This is a genomic window from Pseudomonas sp. MYb118 (genome assembly GCF_040947875.1).
GTDB lineage: Bacteria > Pseudomonadota > Gammaproteobacteria > Pseudomonadales > Pseudomonadaceae > Aquipseudomonas.
In genome coordinates this window covers 239,000-260,213 of the sequence record NZ_JBFRXN010000001.1, presented here as the reverse complement: position 1 = coordinate 260,213, position 21,214 = coordinate 239,000, and the positions used below count along the sequence as shown (strand labels likewise).

The window sequence follows — 21,214 nt, the reverse complement described above, 5'->3', positions numbered from 1 at the left end:
TTCCTTCGGTCAAGGGTTATTCAGGCATCTTCAGCGGGCTCGGCGAGATGATCACGCCGTTATTGTCCGCATAGAGGTAGTGGCCCGGATGGAAGGTGACGCCGGCGAAGGTCACCGCGACGTTGAGGTCGCCGATGCCGCGCTTGTCGGTCTTCATCGGATGGCTGGCCAGGGCCTGGACGCCCAGGTCGGTTTGCGCAATGACGTCGACGTCGCGGATGCAGCCGTAGATCACCAGCCCTTCCCAACCGTTTTTCGCCGCTTTCTCGGCCAGCATGTCGCCCAGCAATGCGCGACGCAGCGAGCCGCCACCGTCGACCACCAGCACCTTGCCATTGCCCTTGAGTTCGACCTGCTCCTTGACCAGCGAGTTGTCTTCGAAACACTTGATGGTCACGATTTCGCCGCCGAAGGAATCACGGCCACCGAAATTGCTGAACATCGGTTCCAGCACCTGCACCAGTTCCGGATAGGCGTCGCACAGGTCGGGCGTAAGGTAATGGTTCATCGAGAAGCTCCTGAAAAGAGGACAATCGAGGATGTCGCAAAGTGACCGAAAAAGCGCAATGCGTCATATCTTAGCCGCAAGCCGGTCCGAGCGAAATGCCCTTGATAGAGCATCCGGCTCAGACTGCCGCGGCCAAATCCGCTGCCTCGCCCAACAGCGGCGTGTGCTGATCGTTCAGCCAGCGCACCACCAACGGCCAGACCTCGGCCTGGGCGGCTTTGCTGACAAGCATCTCTATATGGCCAAAATTGTCGCCAAAACCCTGCTCGCGTCCCAGGTTAATGAACTGCTTGTGCTCCGAGCCTAGCTGATCGAACAGTTTGCGGCAGGCCCATTCCGGGTCCTGGTGATCGCCCGCCGCGCTGACCGCCAGCACCGGCAACTGGACGTTGGCCAGACCGGCCCACCAATCCTTGTCGCGATCGCCAAAGCGGCCGAACAGGCCGTACCAGCGCATGCTTTCCAGGGCCAGGCCAATCGGCTCGTCCTCCGGGCCGCGCTTGAGCCGTGAACCTGAAAGCTGGGCAAAACGCTTGAGAATGAAGCGACCGCCCCACTCCACCGGTGGAATCTTCAATGGCCAATAGGTGCGACTGACCTGTGTGCCGAAGAACGCCGCCGAAGCCACCACCGGCTCGCCGATGTATTCACCACCCAGCGCGGCGGCCAGGGTAATGCCGCCGAGGGAATGCCCGATCCAGTGTGGAATCTGCGCGCTTTGTTCGCGCACGAACGCACCGATGGCCGGCAAATCGTAGCGTGCGTAGTCGGCGACGCGGTTCTTGCGGTAATCCTGGTTACGCTGGGACAGGCCGTGGCCGCGCATTTCCGCGATCCACACGTCGAATCCCAGGCGTGCCAGGGTTGCCCCCAGTCCGACGCCCTTTGGCGAGAACCAGAAACGGCGGTTGGAAAAACTGCCGTGCAACAGGATCACCGGCACGCCGCGTACGGCGGGCTCGTCCGCGAGCCCCAGGCGCGTGACCGCCAGTTCGACGGTGTTGTCCGGGCTGTTGCCGGGTTTCAAACGATAAACATCTTCGCTCAGATCGCCGCGCCGCTCGGCGCTGATCAGGGCGACAGGAAATAGGTTGCTGCTGCTTTGCATAATGCTCTTGCACAAAAAAGGGCGGCATCCGTGGAGCCCGCCCTGATTGAATCGTGAAACTGTAGGAGCGAGCATGTCGAGGCGTCGAACCGTCGCTATGGTCGCCAACGATGACGCGGGGCATCAGGTGCCCCGCGGTGTTGCAGAATCCATCGCGAGCAAGCTCGCTCCTACAGGTACAGGGTTGCTTGTCAGGCCGAAGCTTGACCTTCCGCCAGGAAGAACCAGGTTTCCAGTACGGAGTCCGGGTTCAACGAGACGCTTTCGATGCCCTGCTCCATCAGCCACTTGGCCAGGTCTGGGTGGTCCGAAGGGCCCTGGCCGCAGATGCCGATGTACTTGCCGGCCTTGTTGCACGCGGCAATGGCGTTGGCCAGCAGCTTCTTGACCGCCGGGTTCCGCTCGTCGAACAGGTGCGCGATGATCCCGGAGTCGCGGTCCAGGCCCAGGGTGAGCTGGGTCAGGTCGTTGGAACCGATGGAGAAACCGTCGAAATACTCGAGGAACTCTTCGGCCAGGATCGCGTTGGACGGCAGCTCGCACATCATGATGATGCGCAGGCCGTTGTCGCCACGGGCCAGGCCCTTCTCGGCCAGCAGGTCGACCACCTGGCTCGCTTCGCCCAGGGTACGGACGAACGGCACCATGATCTCGACGTTGGTCAGGCCCATCTCGTTGCGCACGCGCTTGAGGGCGCGGCATTCGAGTTCGAAGCAGTCACGGAACGATTCGCTGATGTAACGCGAAGCGCCACGGAAGCCCAGCATCGGGTTTTCTTCTTCCGGCTCGTACAGCTTGCCGCCGATCAGGTTGGCGTATTCGTTTGACTTGAAGTCCGACAGGCGCACGATGACCTTTTTCGGCCAGAACGCGGCGGCCAGGGTGCTGATGCCCTCGACCAGTTTCTCGACGTAGAAGCCGACCGGATCGTTGTAGCCGGCGATGCGCTTGTCGACGCTGTCCTTGATGTCCTGTGGCAGGCCGTCGTAGTTCAGCAGCGCCTTAGGGTGCACGCCGATCATGCGGTTGATGATGAACTCCAGGCGGGCCAGGCCCACACCGGCGTTCGGCAACTGCGCGAAATCGAAGGCGCGGTCCGGGTTGCCGACGTTCATCATGATCTTGAACGGCAGCTCCGGCATGGCGTCCACGGAGTTTTTCTTGATGTCGAAGCCCAGCTCGCCTTCGAAGATGTAGCCGGTGTCGCCTTCGGCGCAGGACACGGTCACGCCCTGGCCTTCCTTCAGCAACTCGGTGGCGTTGCCGCAACCGACCACGGCTGGAATGCCCAGCTCACGGGCGATGATCGCCGCGTGGCAGGTACGACCGCCACGGTTGGTGACGATGGCGCTGGCGCGCTTCATGACCGGTTCCCAGTCCGGGTCGGTCATGTCGGATACCAGTACGTCGCCGACCTGGACCTTGTCCATCTCGGACACGTCCTTGATCACGCGGACCTTGCCGGCGCCGATACGCTGGCCGATGGCGCGACCTTCGACCAGCACGGTGCCGGTTTCCTTCAACAGGTAACGTTCCATGACGTTGGCCTGGGTGCGGCTCTTCACGGTTTCCGGACGGGCCTGCACGATGTACAGCTTGCCGTCGTCACCGTCCTTGGCCCATTCGATGTCCATCGGGCACTGGTAGTGCTTCTCGATGATCATCGCCTGCTTGGCCAGCTCGCTGACCTCGGCGTCGGACAGGCAGAAACGAGCGCGATCGGCCTTGTCGACGTCGACGGTCTTGACCGAACGACCGGCCTTGGCCTCGTCGCCGTAGATCATCTTGATGGCCTTGCTGCCCAGGTTGCGGCGCAGGATCGCCGGGCGACCGGCGGTCAGGGTGTCCTTGTGGACGTAGAACTCGTCCGGGTTCACCGCGCCTTGTACGACGGTTTCACCCAGGCCGTAGGCGCCGGTGATGAACACCACGTCACGGAAGCCCGATTCGGTATCGAGGGTGAACATCACGCCGGCGGTGCCGGTTTCGGAGCGGACCATGCGCTGCACGCCAGCCGACAGGGCGACCAGCTTGTGATCGAAGCCCTGGTGCACGCGGTAGGAAATCGCCCGGTCGTTGAACAGGGAGGCGAACACTTCCTTGGCGGCGCGGATGACGTTGTCGACACCACGGATGTTCAGGAAGGTTTCCTGCTGACCGGCGAAGGAAGCGTCCGGCAGGTCTTCGGCGGTCGCGGAAGAACGCACGGCCACGGCAATGTCAGGGTTGCCGGCCGACAGCGCGGCGAACGCGGTGCGGATCTCGGTGTTCAGTTTTTCCGGGAACTCGGCTTCCATGATCCATTGGCGGATCTGTGCGCCGGTCTTGGCCAGGGCATTCACGTCGTCGACATCCAGGGCATCGAGGGCGTCGTGAATCTGCTGGTTCAGGCCGCTCAGTTCGAGGAAATCACGATAAGCCTGGGCGGTTGTGGCGAAGCCACCAGGTACCGATACACCGGCACCGGCGAGGTTGCTGATCATCTCGCCCAGGGATGCGTTCTTGCCCCCCACATGCTCAACATCGTGTTTGCCGAGCTTATCGAGGGAAACTACGTACTCTACCAAGGTGATCTCTCCACTAACTGTGTTGGAAAAGCTCAAAACCGGCGCTCTATATGGAGCATTTGCCAGCTATATGGCCTGGACCTGGAAAATAAGTGAGAATGCGGGCCATTGGCGGCCGGCAAATCGCGCCTATCATATCCAAGAATCGTCACTAGCTTAAGGCCCAAGGTGCAAATGAAACGATCTGCTTTCTTTATCTCCGATGGTACCGGCATCACTGCCGAAACCCTGGGTCAAAGCCTCCTGGCGCAGTTCGAAAACATTACCTTCAGCAAATTCACCCGGCCGTACATCGACAGCGCGGATAAAGCGCGGGCCATGGTACAACAAATCAACAAGGCCGCCGAAAACGACGGCTTCCGGCCGATCATCTTCGACACCATCGTCAATCAGGACATCCGTGAGATCCTCGCAACGTCCAATGGTTTCATGATCGACATTTTCTCGACCTTCCTGGCACCGCTTGAACAGGAACTGACCGAGCATTCTTCCTATACCGTCGGCAAGTCCCACTCCATTGGTACCAACTCCAACTACATGGAGCGCATCGAGGCGGTGAACTTCGCCCTCGACAACGACGACGGCGCCCGTACGCATTATTACGACAAGGCCGACCTGATCCTGGTCGGCGTGTCGCGCTGCGGTAAAACCCCGACCTGCCTGTACATGGCCATGCAATTCGGTATTCGTGCGGCCAACTACCCGCTGACCGAAGACGACATGGAACGCCTGACCCTGCCAAACGCCCTGCGCTCGCACCAGCACAAGCTGTTCGGCCTGACCATCGACCCCGACCGCCTCACCGCCATCCGCAACGAGCGCAAGCCCAACAGCCGCTATTCGAGCTACGCACAATGCGAGTTCGAAGTGCGCGAGGTGGAAAACCTGTTCCGGCGCGAGAACATTCCGCACATCAATTCCACGCATTTTTCCGTTGAAGAGATCTCGGCGAAGATTCTTGTGGAGAAAGGGGTGGAGCGGCGGTTCAAGTAGTTTTGTAGCGCCTGTTTGGCCGCCATCGCGAGCAGGCTCGCTCCCACAGTGGATTGGTGAACACTGCAAATCCGGTGTGGGAGCGAGCCTGCTCGCGATGAACGATAACGCGATCTCCTAGATAACAAACAAATCCACAAACCGATTGACCGGCGTCAGCTCAAGCCGCACCTGGTCCTTGCACAACGCAAAAATCTCCTCGCAACGCTGCCCGGCAAACCGGGTCGCCAGGTTCGCCCGGAACTTGTCCTCCAGCAATGGAATGCCCTCGGCACGCCGGCGGCGATGGCCGATCGGGTACTCCACCACCACATTTTCAGTGCTAGTACCGTCCTTGAAGAACACCTGCACGGCATTGGCGATGGAGCGCTTGTCGGCTTCCAGGTATTCGCGGGTGTAGCGCGGCTCTTCGACTATGACCATTCTCTCGCGCAGCACGTCGATGATCGGGTGCGCCTTGTGGAAATCGTCTTCGTATTGCTCGGCCACCAGGTTGCCAAACGCCAGCGGCACGGCGGTCATGTACTGGATGCAGTGATCGCGATCCGCCGCGTTGGCCAGCGGGCCGACCTTGGAAATGATGCGAATCGCCGACTCGTGGGTGGTGATGACGATCCGGTCGATTTCGTGCAGGCGATTGCGCACCTGCGGGTGCAGGGTCACGGCGGCTTCGCAGGCGGTCTGCGCATGAAACTCCGCCGGGAAGCTGATCTTGAACAACACGTTTTCCATCACGTAGCTGCCGTAGGGCCGGGACAGGCTGAATGCACGCTTGTCCTCGGGCTTGAGCGCCAGGTTGCTGTTGGTGTGGCTGAACAGCACGTCGTAGAAGCCCCACTGCCGCGCGCCCAGCACGCCGGGAATGCCCATCTCGCCGCGCAGGGCGATATCCGCCAGGCGCACGCCGCGGCTGGAGGCATCACCCGCCGCCCAGGATTTGCGCGAGCCGGCGTTCGGTGCATGGCGATAGGTGCGCAACGCCTGCCCGTCCGCGAAGGCATGGGACAGCGCAGACAACAGCTGCTCGCGATTGGCCCCCATCAGCTTGGCGGTGACCGCCGTCGAGGCAACCTTGACCAGGATGACGTGGTCGAGGCCTACCCGGTTGAAGGAGTTTTCCAGCGCGATAACGCCCTGGATCTCGTGGGCCATGATCATCGCTTCGAGCACCGCGCGCATGGTCAGCGGGGCTTCGCCATTGGCCTGGCGTTTTTGCGACAGGTGGTCGGCGACCGCGAGAATCCCGCCGAGATTATCCGACGGATGACCCCACTCGGCCGCAAGCCAGGTGTCGTTGTAGTCGAGCCAGCGCACGATGCAGCCGATGTCCCACGCCGCCTTGACCGGGTCGAGGCGAAACGAGGTGCCCGGCACGCGCGCGCCGTGGGGCACCAGCGTGCCCTCGACCAACGGCCCCAGGTGCTTGGTGCACTCGGGAAAACGCAAGGCCAGCAGGCCGCAGCCCAGGGTGTCCATCAGGCAGTTGCGGGCGGTGTCCAGGGCTTGCGCAGACTGGATCCGGAAATTGAGGACGTAATCGGCAATGTCCTGCAGGACCTGGTCGTAGTCCGGGCGATTGTTCAGGTCAACGTTGGCGCTCATGTTCGATTCACTCGTGAAGTGGTTCGTTGATGGGACCTCGGTTCAGGTCAATCGCGGTGGGCTTACACCCTTCTCATTGTCAGAAAAACACAACTCCATTGTGGGAGCGAGCCTGCTCGCGATAGCGGTTTTTCAGTGTCATTGATGCTGACTGACACTGCCTTATCGCGAGCAGGCTCGCTCCCACAGGTGTTATGCAGGGAGGGGTTAGAAACAATCCCCCGGCACCCGCACAAACCCTTCCATCAACACCCGCGCGCTGCGGCTCATGATGGCTTTTTTCACGGTCCACTCGCCGTTGACCTGACTCGCTTCGGCGCCCACGCGCAGGGTGCCTGACGGATGACCGAAGCGCACCGCGTTGCGTTTGATGCCGCCCGCCGCGAGGTTGACCAGGGTTCCGGAAATGGCCGCCGCCGTGCCGATGGCCACCGCAGCGGTACCCATCATCGCGTGGTGCAGCTTGCCCATGGACAGCGCACGCACCAGCAGGTCGACGTCGCCTGGCAGCAATCGCCTTGCCGCTGGAAGCCACGTAGTCCGCCGGCTTGGCGACGAACGCCACCTTCGGCGTGTGCTGACGCTTGGCCGCTTCGTCGACGTTGGCGATCAAGCCCATGCGCACGGCACCGTAGGCGCGGATGGTCTCGAACATCTGCAACGCTTTCGGGTCGCCGTTGATCGCGCCCTGCAGCTCGGTGCCGGTGTAGCCGATGTCCGCCGCATTGACGAAAATCGTCGGGATGCCAGCGTTGATCAGGGTCGCCTTGAAGGTGCCGACACCCGGGACTTCGAGGTCATCGACCAGGTTGCCGGTGGGGAACATCGAGCCGCTTGCGCCCTCTTCTTCCGCCGCCGGATCGAGGAACTCGACCTGCACTTCCGCCGCCGGGAAGGTCACGCCGTCGAGTTCGAAATCGCCGGTTTCCTGCACTTCACCGTTGGTGATCGGCACATGGGCGATGATGGTCTTGCCGATGTTGGCCTGCCACACGCGCACCACGGCCACGCCGTTGTGCGGAATACGGCTGGCGTCCACCAGGCCATTGCTGATGGCGAACGAACCGACCGCCGCCGTCAGGTTGCCGCAGTTGCCGCTCCAGTCGACGAAAGGCTTGTCGATGGAGACCTGACCGAACAAGTAGTCGACGTCGTGATCGGCCTTGATGCTCTTGGACAGGATCACGGTCTTGCTGGTGCTGGATGTCGCGCCGCCCATGCCGTCGATCTGCTTGTCGTACGGGTCGGGACTGCCGATCACTCGCAACAACAACGCATCGCGGGCCGGGCCGGGGACCTGCGCCGCTTCAGGCAGGTCCTGCAGGCTGAAAAACACGCCCTTGCTGGTGCCGCCGCGCATGTAGGTGGCGGGAATCTTGATCTGAGCTGGGTGAGCCATGGGCCTTCTTACTCCTGAACTTGAACCAGGCAGGGGTCTTGAAATCCCCTGCCCGTGCATCGTGTTTTAGACCGCGACCGCCGACTCTTCGAGGAAGTCCTGGGCGAAGCGTTGCAACACGCCGCCGGCCTCGTAGATCGACACTTCCTCGGCGGTATCAAGGCGGCAGGTCACCGGCACTTCGACACGCTCGCCGTTGTGGCGATGGATCACCAGCGTCAGCTCGGCACGTGGGGTACGCTCGCCGATCACGTCGTAGACTTCGGTACCGTCGATGGCCAGGGTGTTGCGGTTGGTGCCCGGCTTGAACTCCAGCGGCAACACGCCCATGCCCACCAGGTTGGTGCGGTGGATACGCTCGAACCCTTCAGCGGCAATCGCTTCCACACCGGCCAGGCGTACGCCCTTGGCCGCCCAATCGCGGGACGAGCCCTGGCCGTAGTCGGCACCGGCGATGATGATCAGCGGCTGCTTGCGGTCCATGTAGGTCTCGATGGCTTCCCACATGCGCATCACCTGGCCTTCCGGCTCGACACGGGCCAGCGAGCCCTGCTTGACCTTGCCGTTTTCCTTGACCATTTCGTTGAACAGTTTCGGGTTGGCGAAGGTCGCGCGTTGCGCGGTCAGGTGGTCGCCGCGGTGCGTCGCGTAAGAGTTGAAGTCCTCTTCCGGCAGGCCCATTTTCGCCAGGTATTCGCCGGCGGCACTGTCCAGCATGATCGCGTTGGACGGCGACAGGTGGTCAGTGGTGATGTTGTCCGGCAGGACCGCCAGCGGGCGCATGCCCTTGAGCGGACGCGCACCAGCGAGGGCGCCTTCCCAGTACGGCGGACGGCGGATGTAGGTGCTCATTTCGCGCCAGTCGTACAGCGGCGCAACTTTCGGGCCGGTGTCTTCGTGGATGGCGAACATCGGGATGTAGACCTGGCGGAACTGCTCGGGCTTCACCGAGGCCTTCACCACCGCGTCGACTTCTTCGTCGCTTGGCCAGATGTCCTTCAGGCGGATTTCCTTGCCATCGACCACACCGAGCACGTCTTTTTCGATGTCGAAGCGGATGGTCCCGGCAATGGCGTAGGCGACCACCAGCGGTGGCGAGGCGAGGAACGCCTGCTTGGCGTACGGGTGAATCCGCCCGTCGAAGTTGCGGTTGCCCGACAGCACGGCGGTGGCGTACAGGTCGCGGTCGATGATTTCCTGCTGGATCACCGGGTCCAGTGCGCCGGACATGCCGTTGCAGGTGGTGCAGGCGAATGCCACCACGCCGAATCCGAGCTGCTCCAGCTCATCGGTCAGGCCGGCTTCGTCCAGGTACAGCGCCACGGTTTTCGAACCCGGGGCCAGGGACGACTTGACCCATGGCTTGCGGGTCAGGCCCAGCTTGTTGGCGTTGCGCGCCAGCAGGCCGGCGGCGATCACGTTGCGCGGGTTGCTGGTGTTGGTGCAACTGGTGATGGCGGCGATGATCACCGCGCCGTCCGGCATTTGGCCCGGCACGTCTTCCCACTGACCGGAAATGCCCTTGGCGGCCAGGTCAGCCACCGCGACACGGGCGTGCGGGTTGCTTGGGCCGGCCATGTTGCGCACGACCGAGGACAGGTCGAAGGTCAGGCCGCGCTCGTATTGCGCGCCCTTGAGGCTGTCGGCCCACAGGCCGATCTGCTTGGCGTAGTTCTCCACCAGCTCCACCTGCTCGTCTTCACGGCCGGTGAGCTTGAGGTAGTCGATGGTCTGCTGGTCAATGTAGAACATCGCCGCGGTGGCGCCGTACTCCGGGGCCATGTTGGAAATGGTGGCACGGTCGCCCAGGGTCAGGGCCGACGCGCCTTCGCCGAAGAACTCCAGCCAGGCACCGACGACCTTCTGCTTGCGCAGGAACTCGGTCAGGGCCAGCACCATGTCGGTGGCGGTGATGCCCGGTTGCAGTTTGCCGGTCAGTTCGACGCCGACGCTTTCCGGCAGGCGCATCCAGGAGGCACGGCCGAGCATCACGCTCTCCGCTTCCAGGCCACCGACACCGATGGCGATCACGCCCAGCGCATCGACGTGCGGGGTATGGCTGTCGGTGCCGACGCAGGTGTCGGGGAATGCTACACCGTCGCGGACCTGGATCACCGGGGACATTTTCTCCAGGTTGATCTGGTGCATGATGCCGTTGCCCGGCGGGATCACATCGACGTTTTTGAACGCCTTCTTGGTCCAGTTGATGAAGTGGAAACGGTCTTCATTGCGACGGTCTTCGATGGCGCGGTTCTTCTCGAACGCCTCGGGATCGAAACCACCGCGCTCGACGGCCAGGGAGTGGTCGACGATCAGTTGGGTCGGCACCACCGGGTTCACCTGCGCCGGGTCACCACCCTGCTGGGCGATGGCGTCACGCAGGCCGGCGAGGTCCACCAGCGCGGTCTGGCCGAGGATGTCGTGACACACCACGCGCGCCGGGAACCAGGGGAAATCGAGGTCGCGCTTGCGCTCGATGAATTGCTTGAGGGATTCGGTCAGCGTGGCCGGGTCGCAGCGACGCACCAGGTTCTCCGCCAGCACGCGGGAGGTGTACGGCAGGGTGTCGTAGGCGCCGGGCTGAATGGCCTCGACCGCCGCGCGGACATCGAAGTAATCCAGGTTGCTGCCAGGCAGCGGTTTACGGAATTCTGTGTTCATCGTCAGGACTCGGTCACGGTAAATACAAAAGGCGGGGCCGGCTATTGCCCCTGTAGGAGCGAGCTTGCTCGCGATTGCGGTGTGTCAGGTCAACCGCTATCGCGAGCAAGCTCGCTCCTACAGGGGGATGGTGTGTTCAGTACCAGCCCCCACCATTCAGCGTTGTTCGATTGGCACGAACTTGCGCTGTTCGACGCCGGTGTATTCGGCGCTCGGGCGGATGATGCGGTTGTTGGCGCGTTGTTCGAACACGTGGGCTGCCCAGCCGGTCAGGCGCGAGCAGACGAAGATCGGGGTGAACAACTTGGTCGGGATGCCCATGAAGTGGTACGCCGAGGCATGGTAGAAGTCGGCGTTCGGGAACAGTTTTTTCTGCTCCCACATGGTCTTGTCGATGGCTTCGGACACCGGGAACAGCACCTTGTCGCCCACTTCGTCAGCGAGCTTTTTCGACCAGCCCTTGATCACTTCGTTACGCGGATCGCTGTCTTTGTAGATCGCGTGGCCGAAGCCCATGATCTTGTCCTTGCGCTCGAGCATGCCGAGGGTGCCCTTGATCGCCTCTTCCGGCGACGAGAAGCGCTCGATCATTTCCATCGCCGCTTCGTTGGCACCGCCATGCAGCGGGCCGCGCAGCGAGCCGATGGCGGCGGTGACGCAGGAGAACAGATCGGACAGCGTCGAGGCGCAGACGCGGGCGGTGAAGGTCGAGGCGTTGAACTCGTGTTCGGCGTAGAGGATCAGCGAAACGTTCATCACCTTGACGTGCAGCTCGCTCGGCTTCTTGCCGTGCAGCAGGTGCAGGAAGTGACCACCAATGGACGGCTCGTCGCTCACGCACTCGATGCGTTTGCCTTCGTGGCTGAAGCGATACCAGTAGGTCATGATCGCCGGGAAGGCGGCCAGCAGGCGGTCGGTCTTGTCGCGCTGCTCGGAGAAATCGTTCTCCGGCTCGATGTTGCCCAGGAACGAGCAACCGGTGCGCATCACGTCCATCGGGTGGGCGTCAGCCGGAATGCGTTCGAGCACTTCCTTCAGGGCTTGCGGCAGGTCGCGCAGCTTGCTGAGCTTGGTGATGTAGGCCGCCAGTTGCGCCTTGCTCGGCAGTTCGCCGTACAGCAGCAGGTAAGCGACTTCTTCGAATTGTGCGTCAGCCGCCAGTTCGCGAACGTCGTAGCCGCGATAGGTCAGGCCAGCACCTGCCTGGCCCACGGTGGACAGGGCGGTTTGCCCGGCAACCTGGCCACGGAGCCCGGCGCCACTGAGTACTTTTGCTTCGGCCATTTGCTGTCTCCAGTTTTCTTGAATTTGTCAGAGATTCTTTTCGCTTTTCTGTAGGAGCGAGCTTGCTCGCGATTGCGACTTATCAGTAATGGATGAGTGTCTGACCCACCGCCATCGCGAGCAAGCTCGCTCCTACAGGTACCGATTACTTCTTGGAAGCAAACAACGCATCAAGCTTCTGCTCGAAGGTGTGGTAGTCGATGCGATCGTAAAGCTCCATGCGGGTCTGCATGGTGTCGATCACGTTCTGCTGGGTGCCGTCGCGGCGAATGGCGGTGTAGACGTTTTCCGCCGCCTTGTTCATCGCCCGGAAAGCCGACAGCGGGTACAGCACCAGCGATACATCCGCGCCGGCCAGTTGCTCGGTGGTGTACAGCGGGGTGGCGCCGAATTCGGTGATGTTGGCCAGGATCGGCGCTTTCACACGGTTGGCGAACAGCTTGTACATTTCAAGTTCAGTGATGGCTTCCGGGAACACCATGTCGGCGCCGGCCTCGATGCACGCGGCAGCGCGATCCAGGGCAGACTCCAGGCCTTCAACCGCCAGGGCGTCGGTACGCGCCATGATCACGAAGCTGTCATCGGTACGGGCATCGACAGCCGCCTTGATGCGGTCGACCATTTCCTGCTGCGAGACGATTTCCTTGTTCGGACGGTGGCCGCAACGCTTGGCGCCGACCTGGTCTTCGATGTGGATCGCCGCGGCGCCGAACTTGATCATCGACTTGACGGTGCGGGCGACGTTGAACGCCGACGAACCGAAACCGGTGTCCACGTCCACCAGCAGCGGCAGGTCGCAGACGTCGGTGATGCGACGCACGTCGGTCAGCACGTCATCCAGCCCGGTGATACCGAGGTCCGGTACGCCGAGGGAGCCGGCAGCGACGCCGCCACCGGACAGGTAAATGGCTTTGAAACCGGCACGCTTGGCCAACAGCGCGTGGTTGGCGTTGATCGTGCCGACCACCTGCAATGGATGCTCGCTGGCGACCGCATCGCGGAAACGCTGGCCTGGAGTGCTCTTGTTGGAACTCATGACTCACCTCGTTTGGCTGTCGGGTTGGCGCCGTCCTGGTAATGACGGGCGATGTTGCGTTTGGAAGCGCCGATGTGACGACGCATCAACAACTCGGCCAGTTCACCGTCACGGTCGGCGATGGCATCGAGAATTCGGTGGTGTTCGGCAAAGGCCTGGTGCGGGCGGTTGGGCGTGGTGGAGAACTGGATGCGGTACATGCGCACCAGTTGATACAGCTCGCCGCAGAGCATTTGCGTGAGGGTGCGGTTACCGCTGCCCTGGATGATCCGGTAGTGGAAGTCGAAATCGCCTTCCTGCTGGTAGTAACCGACACCGGCCTGGAACGCGGCATCGCGCTCGTGGGTTTCGAGGACCTGGCGCAGTTCGTCGATTTCTTCGTGGGTCATGCGTTCGGCTGCCAGGCGGCAGGCCATGCCTTCCAGGGATTCGCGGATTTCATAGAGTTCCACCAGCTCGGCGTGACTCAGCGACACCACCCGCGCCCCGACATGCGGCACTCGCACCAGCAGGCGCTGACCTTCCAGGCGGTGGATGGCTTCGCGCAGCGGGCCACGGCTGATGCCATAGGTGCGCGCCAGCTCCGGCTCGGAGATTTTGCTGCCGGGGGCAATTTCGCCCTTGACGATGGCGGCCTGAATACGCCGGAAGACGTTCTCGGACAATGTTTCCGAATCGTCCTGGGCAATGGCAGGGGGATCGAGTTGATCCAACATATTGTCGACACCTTGAAAGCTGATGCGGCAAAAAGTAGCGAATCAAGCCGTAGCAGTCAAAGGATAATTAGATATTGTCGACAATCGTCTAATAACCGCCTGCACCATAACCAAGCACTCCTTCTGTTTATAGCCACCTTGCGGCGCTGGCGCCACATGACCACCGTGCTAGAATGCCGCCCGCATTTGTCTGCGACATCTACACTAATTGTCATAAATAATTGATAGGCATACGAAGGAGCTTGCGCAGCGATGCCAGGGCCTTGGATCTAAACACGGACCGCTGTGCACCAGGATTTATGAGACTCAAGCCCTTCCCCACCTTCCTTTATCTGCTCTGCCTGCCCGGTGTCGCCGCGGCGGGGGAAAAGACCGTTTACGGCCTCAACGAGTACGCCTCGCTGGACGGCATCAACCTGAAGGTTGCGGCCAAACTGGACACCGGAGCGAAAACCGCCTCCCTCAGTGCCCGCGACATCAAACGTTTCAAACGCAATGGCGAGTCCTGGGTGCGCTTTTATCTGGCCATCGACGCCGCGCACTCGCACCCGATCGAACGGCCCCTGGCCCGCGTCAGCAAGATCAAACGGCGCGCCGGCGACTATGATCCTGAGGAGGGCAAGAAATACACCGCCCGCCCTGTGATCGAGCTGGATATCTGCATGGGCTCGGCTTTACGCAGCATCGAAGTGAACTTGACTGACCGAAGTGCGTTCCAATACCCGCTTCTGATTGGCTCCGAAGCGCTGAAACGCTTCGATGCACTGGTCGACCCCAGTCTTAAATACGCCGCTGGCAAACCCGCCTGCGCCACCGACGTACATACCGCAGAGTAATTCCAATGCGCGCTCTTACCCTTCATCTGAAAATGCTGATCGCCATCCTGGTGGTGCTGGGCATTTCAGTTACGGCCTACCAGATCTTCGTGCTCGGCATTCCGGTGACCGAGGACGCCACCGACGACTTGTGGAACATCGACGCCAAGGTCGAGTTCGTCGCCAACGCCAAGGACCCGGTCAAGATCCAGATGTTCGTGCCGCCCCTGAGCCGCGACTACGTCAGCCTCAATGAAAGCTTCATCTCCAACAATTACGGCGTGGCGGTGAACCGCGTCGACGGCAACCGCAAGGTGACCTGGTCGGCGCGTCGGGCCAAGGGCAACCAGACCCTGTATTACCGCCTGGTGCTGACCAAGCGCTACAGCGCGGAAAAAACCAAGATCAAAGGCCCGACCTTCCGCGACAGCATCGTGGTAGAAGGCCCTGAAAAGATTGCTGCCGAGGCGCTGCTCGCGCCGATCCGCCAACACTCAGCTGACGTCGAGACGTTCATTGGCGAGGCGATCAAGCGTGTCAACAATGTCAATGACGACAACGTCAAACTGCTGCTGGCGGGCGACCCGTCCAGTGGGCACAAGGCCAAGATCGTCGAACTGGTGCTGTCCATCGCCCACGTGCCGGTGGAAAAGGTCCACACCATCCGCCTGGTGGCCGACCAGCCGCAGACACCTGAACTGTGGCTGCGCAGCTTCAACGGCACCGACTGGCTGTATTTCAACCCGGAAACCGGCGAACAGGGCCTGCCCACCGATCGCCTGCTGTGGTGGACCGGTGACGAAAACCTGATCACCGTCGATGGCGGCAAGAAAGCCAACGTGACGTTCAGCCTGAACAACAGCGAAATGAACGCCATTCGCCTGGCCAAGCTGACCGACGAGAACACCGACGCCAACTTCCTCGAATACTCTCTGTACGGCCTGCCACTGCAAACCCAGCAGACCTTCATGATCATGGTGATGATCCCGATCGGCGTGCTGGTGATCCTGATCCTGCGCAACCTGATCGGCCTGCAGACCCTCGGCACCTTTACCCCAGTGCTGATCGCCCTGGCTTTCCGCGAAACGCAGTTGGGCTTCGGTATCGTGCTGTTCACCGTGATTACCGCACTGGGGCTGTCGCTGCGCTCCTACCTTGAGCACCTCAAGCTGCAAATGCTGCCGAGACTGTCGGTGGTGCTGACCTTCGTCGTGGTGTTGATCGCGGCAATCAGCCTGTTCAGTCACAAACTCGGCCTGGAGCGCGGTTTGTCCGTGGCACTGTTCCCGATGGTGATCCTGACCATGACCATCGAACGCCTGTCGATCACCTGGGAAGAGCGGGGTTCGGGGCATGCCATGAAAGTGGCGATCGGCACCCTGTTCGCCGCTTCCCTGGCACACCTGATCATGAGCGTGCCGGAGCTGGTGTACTTCGTCTTCACCTTCCCGGCGATCCTGCTGATCCTGGTGGGCTTCATGTTGGCCATGGGTCGTTATCGCGGCTACCGCCTGACCGAACTGGTGCGTTTCAAGGCGTTCCTGAAGAAGGCTGACGCCTGATGTTCGGATTCTGGAAGACCTGGAAAGCCCTGGAAGCCCGGGGCATCATGGGGATCAATCGGCGCAACGCGGACTACGTGCTCAAGTACAACAAGCGCAGCCTGTACCCGATCGTCGACGACAAGATCCTCACCAAGGAGCGCGCGATTGCCGCCGGCATCCATGTGCCGGAGCTGTACGGCATCATTTCCACCGAAAAGGAAATCGATAACCTCGACAGCATCATCGGCGGGCGCAACGACTTCGTGATCAAGCCTGCCCAGGGCGCGGGCGGTGACGGCATCATCGTCATCGCCGACCGCTTCGAGGGCCGCTATCGCACGGTGTCCGGCAAGATCATCAGCCACGAGGAAATCGAGCACCACGTCTCCAGCATCCTCACCGGTCTCTACTCACTGGGTGGACACCGCGACCGGGCGCTGATCGAGTACCGGGTGACCCCCGACCAGATCTTCAAGAGCATCAGCTACGAAGGCGTGCCGGACATCCGCATCATCGTGCTGATGGGCTATCCGGTAATGGCGATGCTGCGCCTGCCAACGCGTCAGTCCGGCGGCAAGGCCAACCTGCACCAGGGCGCCATCGGCGTCGGTGTCGATCTCGCCACCGGCCTGACCCTGCGCGGCACCTGGCTGAACAACATCATCACCAAACACCCGGACACCACCAACGCGGTGGATGGCGTGCAGCTGCCCTACTGGGACGGCTTCATGAAGCTCGCCGCCGGCTGCTACGAGCTGTGCGGGCTGGGTTACATCGGTGTCGACATGGTGCTGGACCAGGAAAAAGGCCCGCTGATCCTGGAACTCAACGCCCGCCCCGGCTTGAACATCCAGATCGCCAACGACTGCGGCCTGACCCTGCGCACCCATGCCGTCGAAGCGCGCCTGGAAGAACTGAAGGCCCGCGGCGTCACGGAAACCGTCGAAGAGCGCATGGCGTTCGTCCAGGAAATGTTCGGCCATATTCCGCCGGTCGAAGGTTAAGCATCCATCATGCTGACCTGTGCCGTACACCCGCTGCCCTATCGCGCCAACCCTGCCGATTACTTCGCGGCGATTCGCCATGCTCCCGGTGCCGTGCTGCTCGACAGCGGCCGCCCGAGTGCCGAGCGCGGACGCTTCGACCTGTTCAGCGCCTGGCCACTGGAGCAACTGACGGTTGCGCCTGACGAAAGCGGCAGCGATTTCCTGCACCGCCTGCGCCTCAATCTGCAACGACTGGGCGAAGCCAGCGTCCCGTTCGACCTGCCCTTCGCGGGCGGCCTGATCGGTTACCTGAGTTACGACTTCGGTCGGCATCTGGAGCATCTGCCCAGCCTGGCGCAGGACGACCTGCAACTGCCGGATGCGCACCTGGGCCTGTACGACTGGGCACTGATCAGCGATCACCAGCGCCAGACCAGTCAACTGGTGTTTCACCCCACGCTGGTCGACAGCGAACGCCAGCGCCTGATCACGCTGTTCAGCCAGCCATCGGCCGCGCCGATCGAGGCCTTCAAGCTCAAGGCGCCCATGCAGCCCGACCTCAGCGCCGACGACTATCGCCAGGCCCTGGAACGCATCCAGCAGTACATCCAGGCGGGTGACTGTTATCAGGTCAACTTCGCCCAGCGCTTTCGCGCCGAATGCGCCGGTGATCCGTGGGCAGCCTACGCTGCGCTGCGGGCGGCCTGCCCTACCCCGTTTTCCGGTTTCCAGAGCCTGCCGGATGGCGGCACGGTGCTGAGCCTGTCGCCGGAACGGTTCATCAAGGTCAGCCAGCGCCACGTCGAAACGCGCCCGATCAAGGGCACCCGCCCTCGCGGCCTGAACGCCGACGACGATGCGGCGAATGCCGCCGAACTGCTGGCCAGCCCCAAGGACCGTGCGGAAAACCTGATGATCGTCGACCTGCTGCGCAACGACCTCGGGCGCACCTGCCGCGTCGGCTCGGTTCGGGTGCCGGAGCTGTTCAGCCTGGAAAGCTATCCCAACGTGCATCACCTGGTGAGCAGCGTGACCGGAGAATTGGCGGATGACCGAGATGCCCTCGACCTGATCGCCGGCAGCTTCCCGGGTGGCTCGATCACCGGGGCGCCGAAGATTCGCGCCATGCAGATCATCGACGAACTGGAGCCCACCCGGCGCGGCCTGTATTGCGGTTCACTGCTGTACCTGGACGTGCGCGGCGAGATGGACAGCTCCATCGCCATTCGCAGCCTGCTGGTCAAGGATGAGCAGGTGTGTTGCTGGGGTGGTGGCGGGATCGTCGCCGACTCGCAGTGGCAGGCGGAGTATCAGGAGTCGATTACCAAGGTGAAGGTTTTGCTGGAAACGTTGCAGGGTCTTTGACCCTGCACCTGAACCTGTAGGAGCGAGCTTGCTCGCGATGGCGCGGGGTATCTGACACTCCGCGGTGTGGCGACTACCATCGCGAGCAAGCTCGCTCCTACAAAAGCCGGGTTACAGGGACAGGGTGCGGTTGGACGCCTTGATGAATTCCTGCTTGAGGTCTTCGAAGCTGTGCACCGCCGGGAATTGCGGGAACTCGCGAATCACGTTCTCCGGCGCATGGAACAGAATCCCGGCATCCGCCTCGCCCAGCATCGTGGTGTCGTTGTAGGAATCCCCGGCGGCGATCACCCGGTAGTAGAGGCTCTTGAAGGCCAATACCGACTGACGCTTGGGATCTTTCTGACGCAACTGATAGCTGGTCACTCGTCCGGTTTCGTCGGTGATCAGGCGGTGGCACAGCAACGTCGGGAAGCCCAGCTGGCGCATCAACGGTTGCGAGAACTCATAGAAGGTGTCCGACAGGATCACCACCTGGAAGCGTTCGCGCAGCCAGTTGACGAACTCGATGGCGCCATCCAGCGGCTTGAGCGTGGCGATCACTTCCTGGATGTCAGCCAGTTTCAGGCCATGCTCGTCGAGAATGCGCAGGCGCTGCTTCATCAACACGTCATAGTCGGGAATGTCCCGGGTGGTGGCCCTGAGGGATTCGATCCCGGTTTTTTTGGCGAAGGCGATCCAGATTTCCGGGACCAGTACACCTTCAAGATCCAGACAGGCAATTTCCACAAGACACCCCATTTGTATTGATTATTGAGTCGAGCGAGCAAAAAGCCCGCCGAACTCTAGCCGCTCGCAGGGGCCTGCGCAACGCACAGGGCGCGCCAGCCGTGGCAGGATTTTGTTACCATCAGGCCCATATAGAGCGCCCAGCGCCACCGACCTGTAGGAAACCGCCCTGATGAGCCCAACGTTCGACGTCGTGGAACTCGCCACGACCTATGCCAACAAATCCGCCCAGGACATCCTGAAACTCGCGTTTGCCGAGTTCGGCGATGAGCTGTGGATATCTTTCAGCGGCGCCGAAGACGTGGTGCTGGTGGACATGGCCTGGAAGCTGAACAAAAACGTCAAGGTGTTCAGCCTCGACACCGGCCGCCTGCACCCCGAGACCTACCGCTTCATCGACCAGGTACGCGAGCACTACAAGATCGACATCGAACTGGTATCGCCGGACTACACGAAACTTGAACCCTTCGTGAAGGAAAAAGGCCTGTTCAGCTTCTACAAGGATGGCCATGGCGAATGCTGCGGCATCCGCAAGATCGAGCCGCTGCGGCGCAAGCTGTCCGGCGTCAAGGCCTGGGCCACCGGTCAACGCCGCGACCAGAGCCCTGGGACCCGTAGCGCTGTTGCGGTCATGGAAATCGACACTGCGTTCTCCACCCCGGAGCGCACCCTGTACAAGTTCAACCCGCTGGCGCAAATGACCAGCGAAGAGATCTGGGGCTACATCCGCATGCTCGAACTGCCTTACAACAGCCTGCATGAGCGCGGCTTCATCAGCATCGGCTGCGAACCCTGCACCCGCCCGGTACTGCCGAACCAGCACGAACGCGAAGGCCGCTGGTGGTGGGAAGAATCCACGCAGAAAGAATGCGGGCTGCACGCCGGGAACATCATCAGCAAGACTAAGGCGTAAGTTTTCCCCTGTAGGAGCGAGCTTGCTCGCGATGGCGGCGGGTCAGTCGACATGTTTTCGACTGATACACCGCCATCGCGAGCAAGCTCGCTCCTACAGGGGGGGGGTAAACCACTTTCAACTTCCGGTTGAAACAGAACACCGAAGTCACCGGCTACTCAGCCCGTCACCCGCATTCGATACTACGCTCCATCAGCCGAGACATTTCGCCTCGGGACTTTGGAGATCGACATGACTACTCAGAACCTCAGCGGTAAAGTGGCCTTGATCCAGGGCGGGTCCCGTGGCATCGGTGCCGCCATCGTCAAGCGCCTGGCTGCTGAAGGCGCGTCCGTTGCCTTCACCTACGTCAGCTCCACGGCCAAAGCCGAAGAACTGCAGAACAGCATCACCAGCAACGGCGGCAAAGCACTGGCCATCAAGGCCGACAGTGGCGACGCCGAAGCCATTCGCCACGCGGTCGCTGCCACCGTCCAGGCCTTCGGTCGTCTCGATATCCTGGTCAACAATGCGGGCGTGCTGGCCGTCGCCCCGCTGGATGATTTCAAGCTGGAAGACTTCGACCAGACGCTGGCGATCAACGTCCGCAGCGTGTTCGTCGCCACCCAGGCTGCCGCGAAACACATGACCGAAGGCGGTCGCATCATCAACATCGGCAGCACCAACGCCGATCGCATGCCCTTCGCCGGTGGTGGCCCGTACGCCATGAGCAAGGCGGCGCTGGTCGGCCTGACCAAAGGCCTGTCCCGCGACCTCGGCCCACGCGGCATCACCATCAACAACGTACAACCGGGCCCGGTCGACACCGACATGAACCCGGCCAGTGGCGACTTCGCCGAAAGCCTGATCCCGCTGATGGCCGTGGGCCGTTACGGACATGCCGAGGAAATCGCCAGCTTCGTCGCCTACCTGGCCGGCCCCGAGGCGGGCTACATCACCGGCGCAAGCCTGACCATCGACGGTGGTTTTGGCGCGTAACCCAGCCCCC

General features: G+C 61.9%; 16 protein-coding genes and 1 pseudogene. 7 read left to right on the top strand and 10 right to left on the bottom strand.

From position 1 onward, the window contains the following. Positions 1-16: 16 nt before the first annotated feature. The 3 genes from rraA to ppsA all read right to left on the bottom strand — a co-directional run bounded on the left by rraA (position 17) and on the right by ppsA (position 4,183). Positions 17-508 (bottom strand): ribonuclease E activity regulator RraA, encoded by a 492-nt coding sequence (rraA, locus tag ABVN20_RS01240; RefSeq protein ID WP_368553428.1) that lies wholly within the window; start codon positions 506-508, stop codon positions 17-19. Between the two features lie 118 nt (positions 509-626). After that, positions 627-1,616 carry an alpha/beta fold hydrolase gene (locus tag ABVN20_RS01235; RefSeq protein WP_368553427.1) on the bottom strand — a complete coding sequence of 330 codons (990 nt, stop codon included), beginning with the start codon at positions 1,614-1,616 and terminating at the stop codon, positions 627-629. A 191-nt stretch (positions 1,617-1,807) separates the two neighbouring features. Further along, positions 1,808-4,183, bottom strand: a complete 2,376-nt coding sequence (gene ppsA / locus ABVN20_RS01230; protein ID WP_368553425.1) for a phosphoenolpyruvate synthase — start codon at positions 4,181-4,183, stop codon at positions 1,808-1,810. 174 nt (positions 4,184-4,357) lie between these two features. On the opposite strand from ppsA, the gene ABVN20_RS01225 reads away from it, so the two are divergent. Then, positions 4,358-5,176 carry a pyruvate, water dikinase regulatory protein gene (locus tag ABVN20_RS01225; protein WP_368553423.1) on the top strand — a complete coding sequence of 273 codons (819 nt, stop codon included), beginning with the start codon at positions 4,358-4,360 and terminating at the stop codon, positions 5,174-5,176. A gap of 117 nt (positions 5,177-5,293) precedes the next feature. Here ABVN20_RS01225 and prpD read toward each other — a convergent pair whose 3' ends face one another. The 6 genes and pseudogenes from prpD to ABVN20_RS01195 all read right to left on the bottom strand — a co-directional run bounded on the left by prpD (position 5,294) and on the right by ABVN20_RS01195 (position 13,874). Further along, positions 5,294-6,778, bottom strand: a complete 1,485-nt coding sequence (gene prpD, locus ABVN20_RS01220; protein ID WP_368553421.1) for a 2-methylcitrate dehydratase — start codon at positions 6,776-6,778, stop codon at positions 5,294-5,296. Positions 6,779-6,985: 207 nt separating this feature from the next. Beyond that, positions 6,986-8,177: pseudogene (gene prpF, locus ABVN20_RS01215) on the bottom strand (2-methylaconitate cis-trans isomerase PrpF). A gap of 66 nt (positions 8,178-8,243) precedes the next feature. After that, entirely contained in the window at positions 8,244-10,838 is a 2,595-nt protein-coding gene (gene acnD, locus ABVN20_RS01210; protein WP_368553420.1) for a Fe/S-dependent 2-methylisocitrate dehydratase AcnD, read from the bottom strand. 156 nt (positions 10,839-10,994) lie between these two features. Continuing rightward, positions 10,995-12,122, bottom strand: a complete 1,128-nt coding sequence (gene prpC / locus ABVN20_RS01205) for a 2-methylcitrate synthase (RefSeq protein ID WP_368553418.1) — start codon at positions 12,120-12,122, stop codon at positions 10,995-10,997. A gap of 145 nt (positions 12,123-12,267) precedes the next feature. After that, complete coding sequence (gene prpB, locus ABVN20_RS01200; RefSeq protein WP_368553417.1) at positions 12,268-13,158, bottom strand: methylisocitrate lyase; 891 nt, start codon at positions 13,156-13,158, stop codon at positions 12,268-12,270. Then, positions 13,155-13,874: a GntR family transcriptional regulator gene (locus tag ABVN20_RS01195; RefSeq protein WP_368553416.1), complete on the bottom strand. Its 720-nt coding sequence runs from the start codon at positions 13,872-13,874 to the stop codon at positions 13,155-13,157. Before ABVN20_RS01195 ends, prpB begins: the two co-directional genes overlap by 4 nt. A 299-nt stretch (positions 13,875-14,173) precedes the next feature. Here ABVN20_RS01195 and ABVN20_RS01190 point away from each other — a divergent pair, with 299 nt between their 5' ends. The 4 genes from ABVN20_RS01190 to pabB are packed head-to-tail and all read left to right on the top strand — an operon-like array spanning position 14,174 to position 18,584. Then, positions 14,174-14,710 (top strand): ATP-dependent zinc protease, encoded by a 537-nt coding sequence (locus ABVN20_RS01190; RefSeq protein WP_368553414.1) that lies wholly within the window; start codon positions 14,174-14,176, stop codon positions 14,708-14,710. 5 nt (positions 14,711-14,715) lie between these two features. After that, a complete protein-coding gene (locus ABVN20_RS01185; protein ID WP_368553413.1) occupies positions 14,716-16,251 on the top strand; it encodes an inactive transglutaminase family protein in 1,536 nt (511 codons plus the stop codon). Next, positions 16,251-17,237 carry an alpha-L-glutamate ligase-like protein gene (locus ABVN20_RS01180; protein ID WP_368553411.1) on the top strand — a complete coding sequence of 329 codons (987 nt, stop codon included), beginning with the start codon at positions 16,251-16,253 and terminating at the stop codon, positions 17,235-17,237. The genes ABVN20_RS01185 and ABVN20_RS01180 overlap by 1 nt, the downstream gene beginning before the upstream one ends. Positions 17,238-17,246: 9 nt before the next feature. Continuing rightward, positions 17,247-18,584, top strand: a complete 1,338-nt coding sequence (pabB, locus tag ABVN20_RS01175) for an aminodeoxychorismate synthase component I (protein WP_368553409.1) — start codon at positions 17,247-17,249, stop codon at positions 18,582-18,584. Positions 18,585-18,695: 111 nt separating this feature from the next. Here the strand turns inward: pabB and thrH are convergent, their stop codons facing one another. Beyond that, positions 18,696-19,313, bottom strand: coding sequence for a bifunctional phosphoserine phosphatase/homoserine phosphotransferase ThrH (gene thrH, locus ABVN20_RS01170; RefSeq protein ID WP_368553407.1), 618 nt, complete (start codon positions 19,311-19,313; stop codon positions 18,696-18,698). A 172-nt stretch (positions 19,314-19,485) separates the two neighbouring features. On the opposite strand from thrH, the gene ABVN20_RS01165 reads away from it, so the two are divergent. Both ABVN20_RS01165 and ABVN20_RS01160 read left to right on the top strand, forming a co-directional pair. Further along, a complete protein-coding gene (locus ABVN20_RS01165; protein WP_368553405.1) occupies positions 19,486-20,226 on the top strand; it encodes a phosphoadenylyl-sulfate reductase in 741 nt (246 codons plus the stop codon). A 231-nt stretch (positions 20,227-20,457) separates the two neighbouring features. After that, positions 20,458-21,204, top strand: a complete 747-nt coding sequence (locus ABVN20_RS01160; protein ID WP_368553403.1) for a 3-oxoacyl-ACP reductase family protein — start codon at positions 20,458-20,460, stop codon at positions 21,202-21,204. Positions 21,205-21,214: the final 10 nt, after the last annotated feature.

Excerpts from the sequence above, each read along its gene's own strand:
- rraA (WP_368553428.1), bottom strand. The coding sequence starts at position 508 with ATGAACCATTACCTTACGCCCGACCTGTGCGACGCCTATCCGGAACTG.
- ABVN20_RS01235 (WP_368553427.1), bottom strand. The coding sequence starts at position 1,616 with ATGCAAAGCAGCAGCAACCTATTTCCTGTCGCCCTGATCAGCGCCGAG.
- ABVN20_RS01225 (WP_368553423.1), top strand. The coding sequence starts at position 4,358 with ATGAAACGATCTGCTTTCTTTATCTCCGATGGTACCGGCATCACTGCC.
- prpD (WP_368553421.1), bottom strand. The coding sequence starts at position 6,778 with ATGAGCGCCAACGTTGACCTGAACAATCGCCCGGACTACGACCAGGTC.
- acnD (WP_368553420.1), bottom strand. The coding sequence starts at position 10,838 with ATGAACACAGAATTCCGTAAACCGCTGCCTGGCAGCAACCTGGATTAC.
- prpC (WP_368553418.1), bottom strand. The coding sequence starts at position 12,122 with ATGGCCGAAGCAAAAGTACTCAGTGGCGCCGGGCTCCGTGGCCAGGTT.
- prpB (WP_368553417.1), bottom strand. The coding sequence starts at position 13,158 with ATGAGTTCCAACAAGAGCACTCCAGGCCAGCGTTTCCGCGATGCGGTC.
- ABVN20_RS01195 (WP_368553416.1), bottom strand. The coding sequence starts at position 13,874 with ATGTTGGATCAACTCGATCCCCCTGCCATTGCCCAGGACGATTCGGAA.
- ABVN20_RS01190 (WP_368553414.1), top strand. The coding sequence starts at position 14,174 with ATGAGACTCAAGCCCTTCCCCACCTTCCTTTATCTGCTCTGCCTGCCC.
- ABVN20_RS01185 (WP_368553413.1), top strand. The coding sequence starts at position 14,716 with ATGCGCGCTCTTACCCTTCATCTGAAAATGCTGATCGCCATCCTGGTG.
- ABVN20_RS01180 (WP_368553411.1), top strand. The coding sequence starts at position 16,251 with ATGTTCGGATTCTGGAAGACCTGGAAAGCCCTGGAAGCCCGGGGCATC.
- pabB (WP_368553409.1), top strand. The coding sequence starts at position 17,247 with ATGCTGACCTGTGCCGTACACCCGCTGCCCTATCGCGCCAACCCTGCC.
- ABVN20_RS01165 (WP_368553405.1), top strand. The coding sequence starts at position 19,486 with ATGAGCCCAACGTTCGACGTCGTGGAACTCGCCACGACCTATGCCAAC.
- ABVN20_RS01160 (WP_368553403.1), top strand. The coding sequence starts at position 20,458 with ATGACTACTCAGAACCTCAGCGGTAAAGTGGCCTTGATCCAGGGCGGG.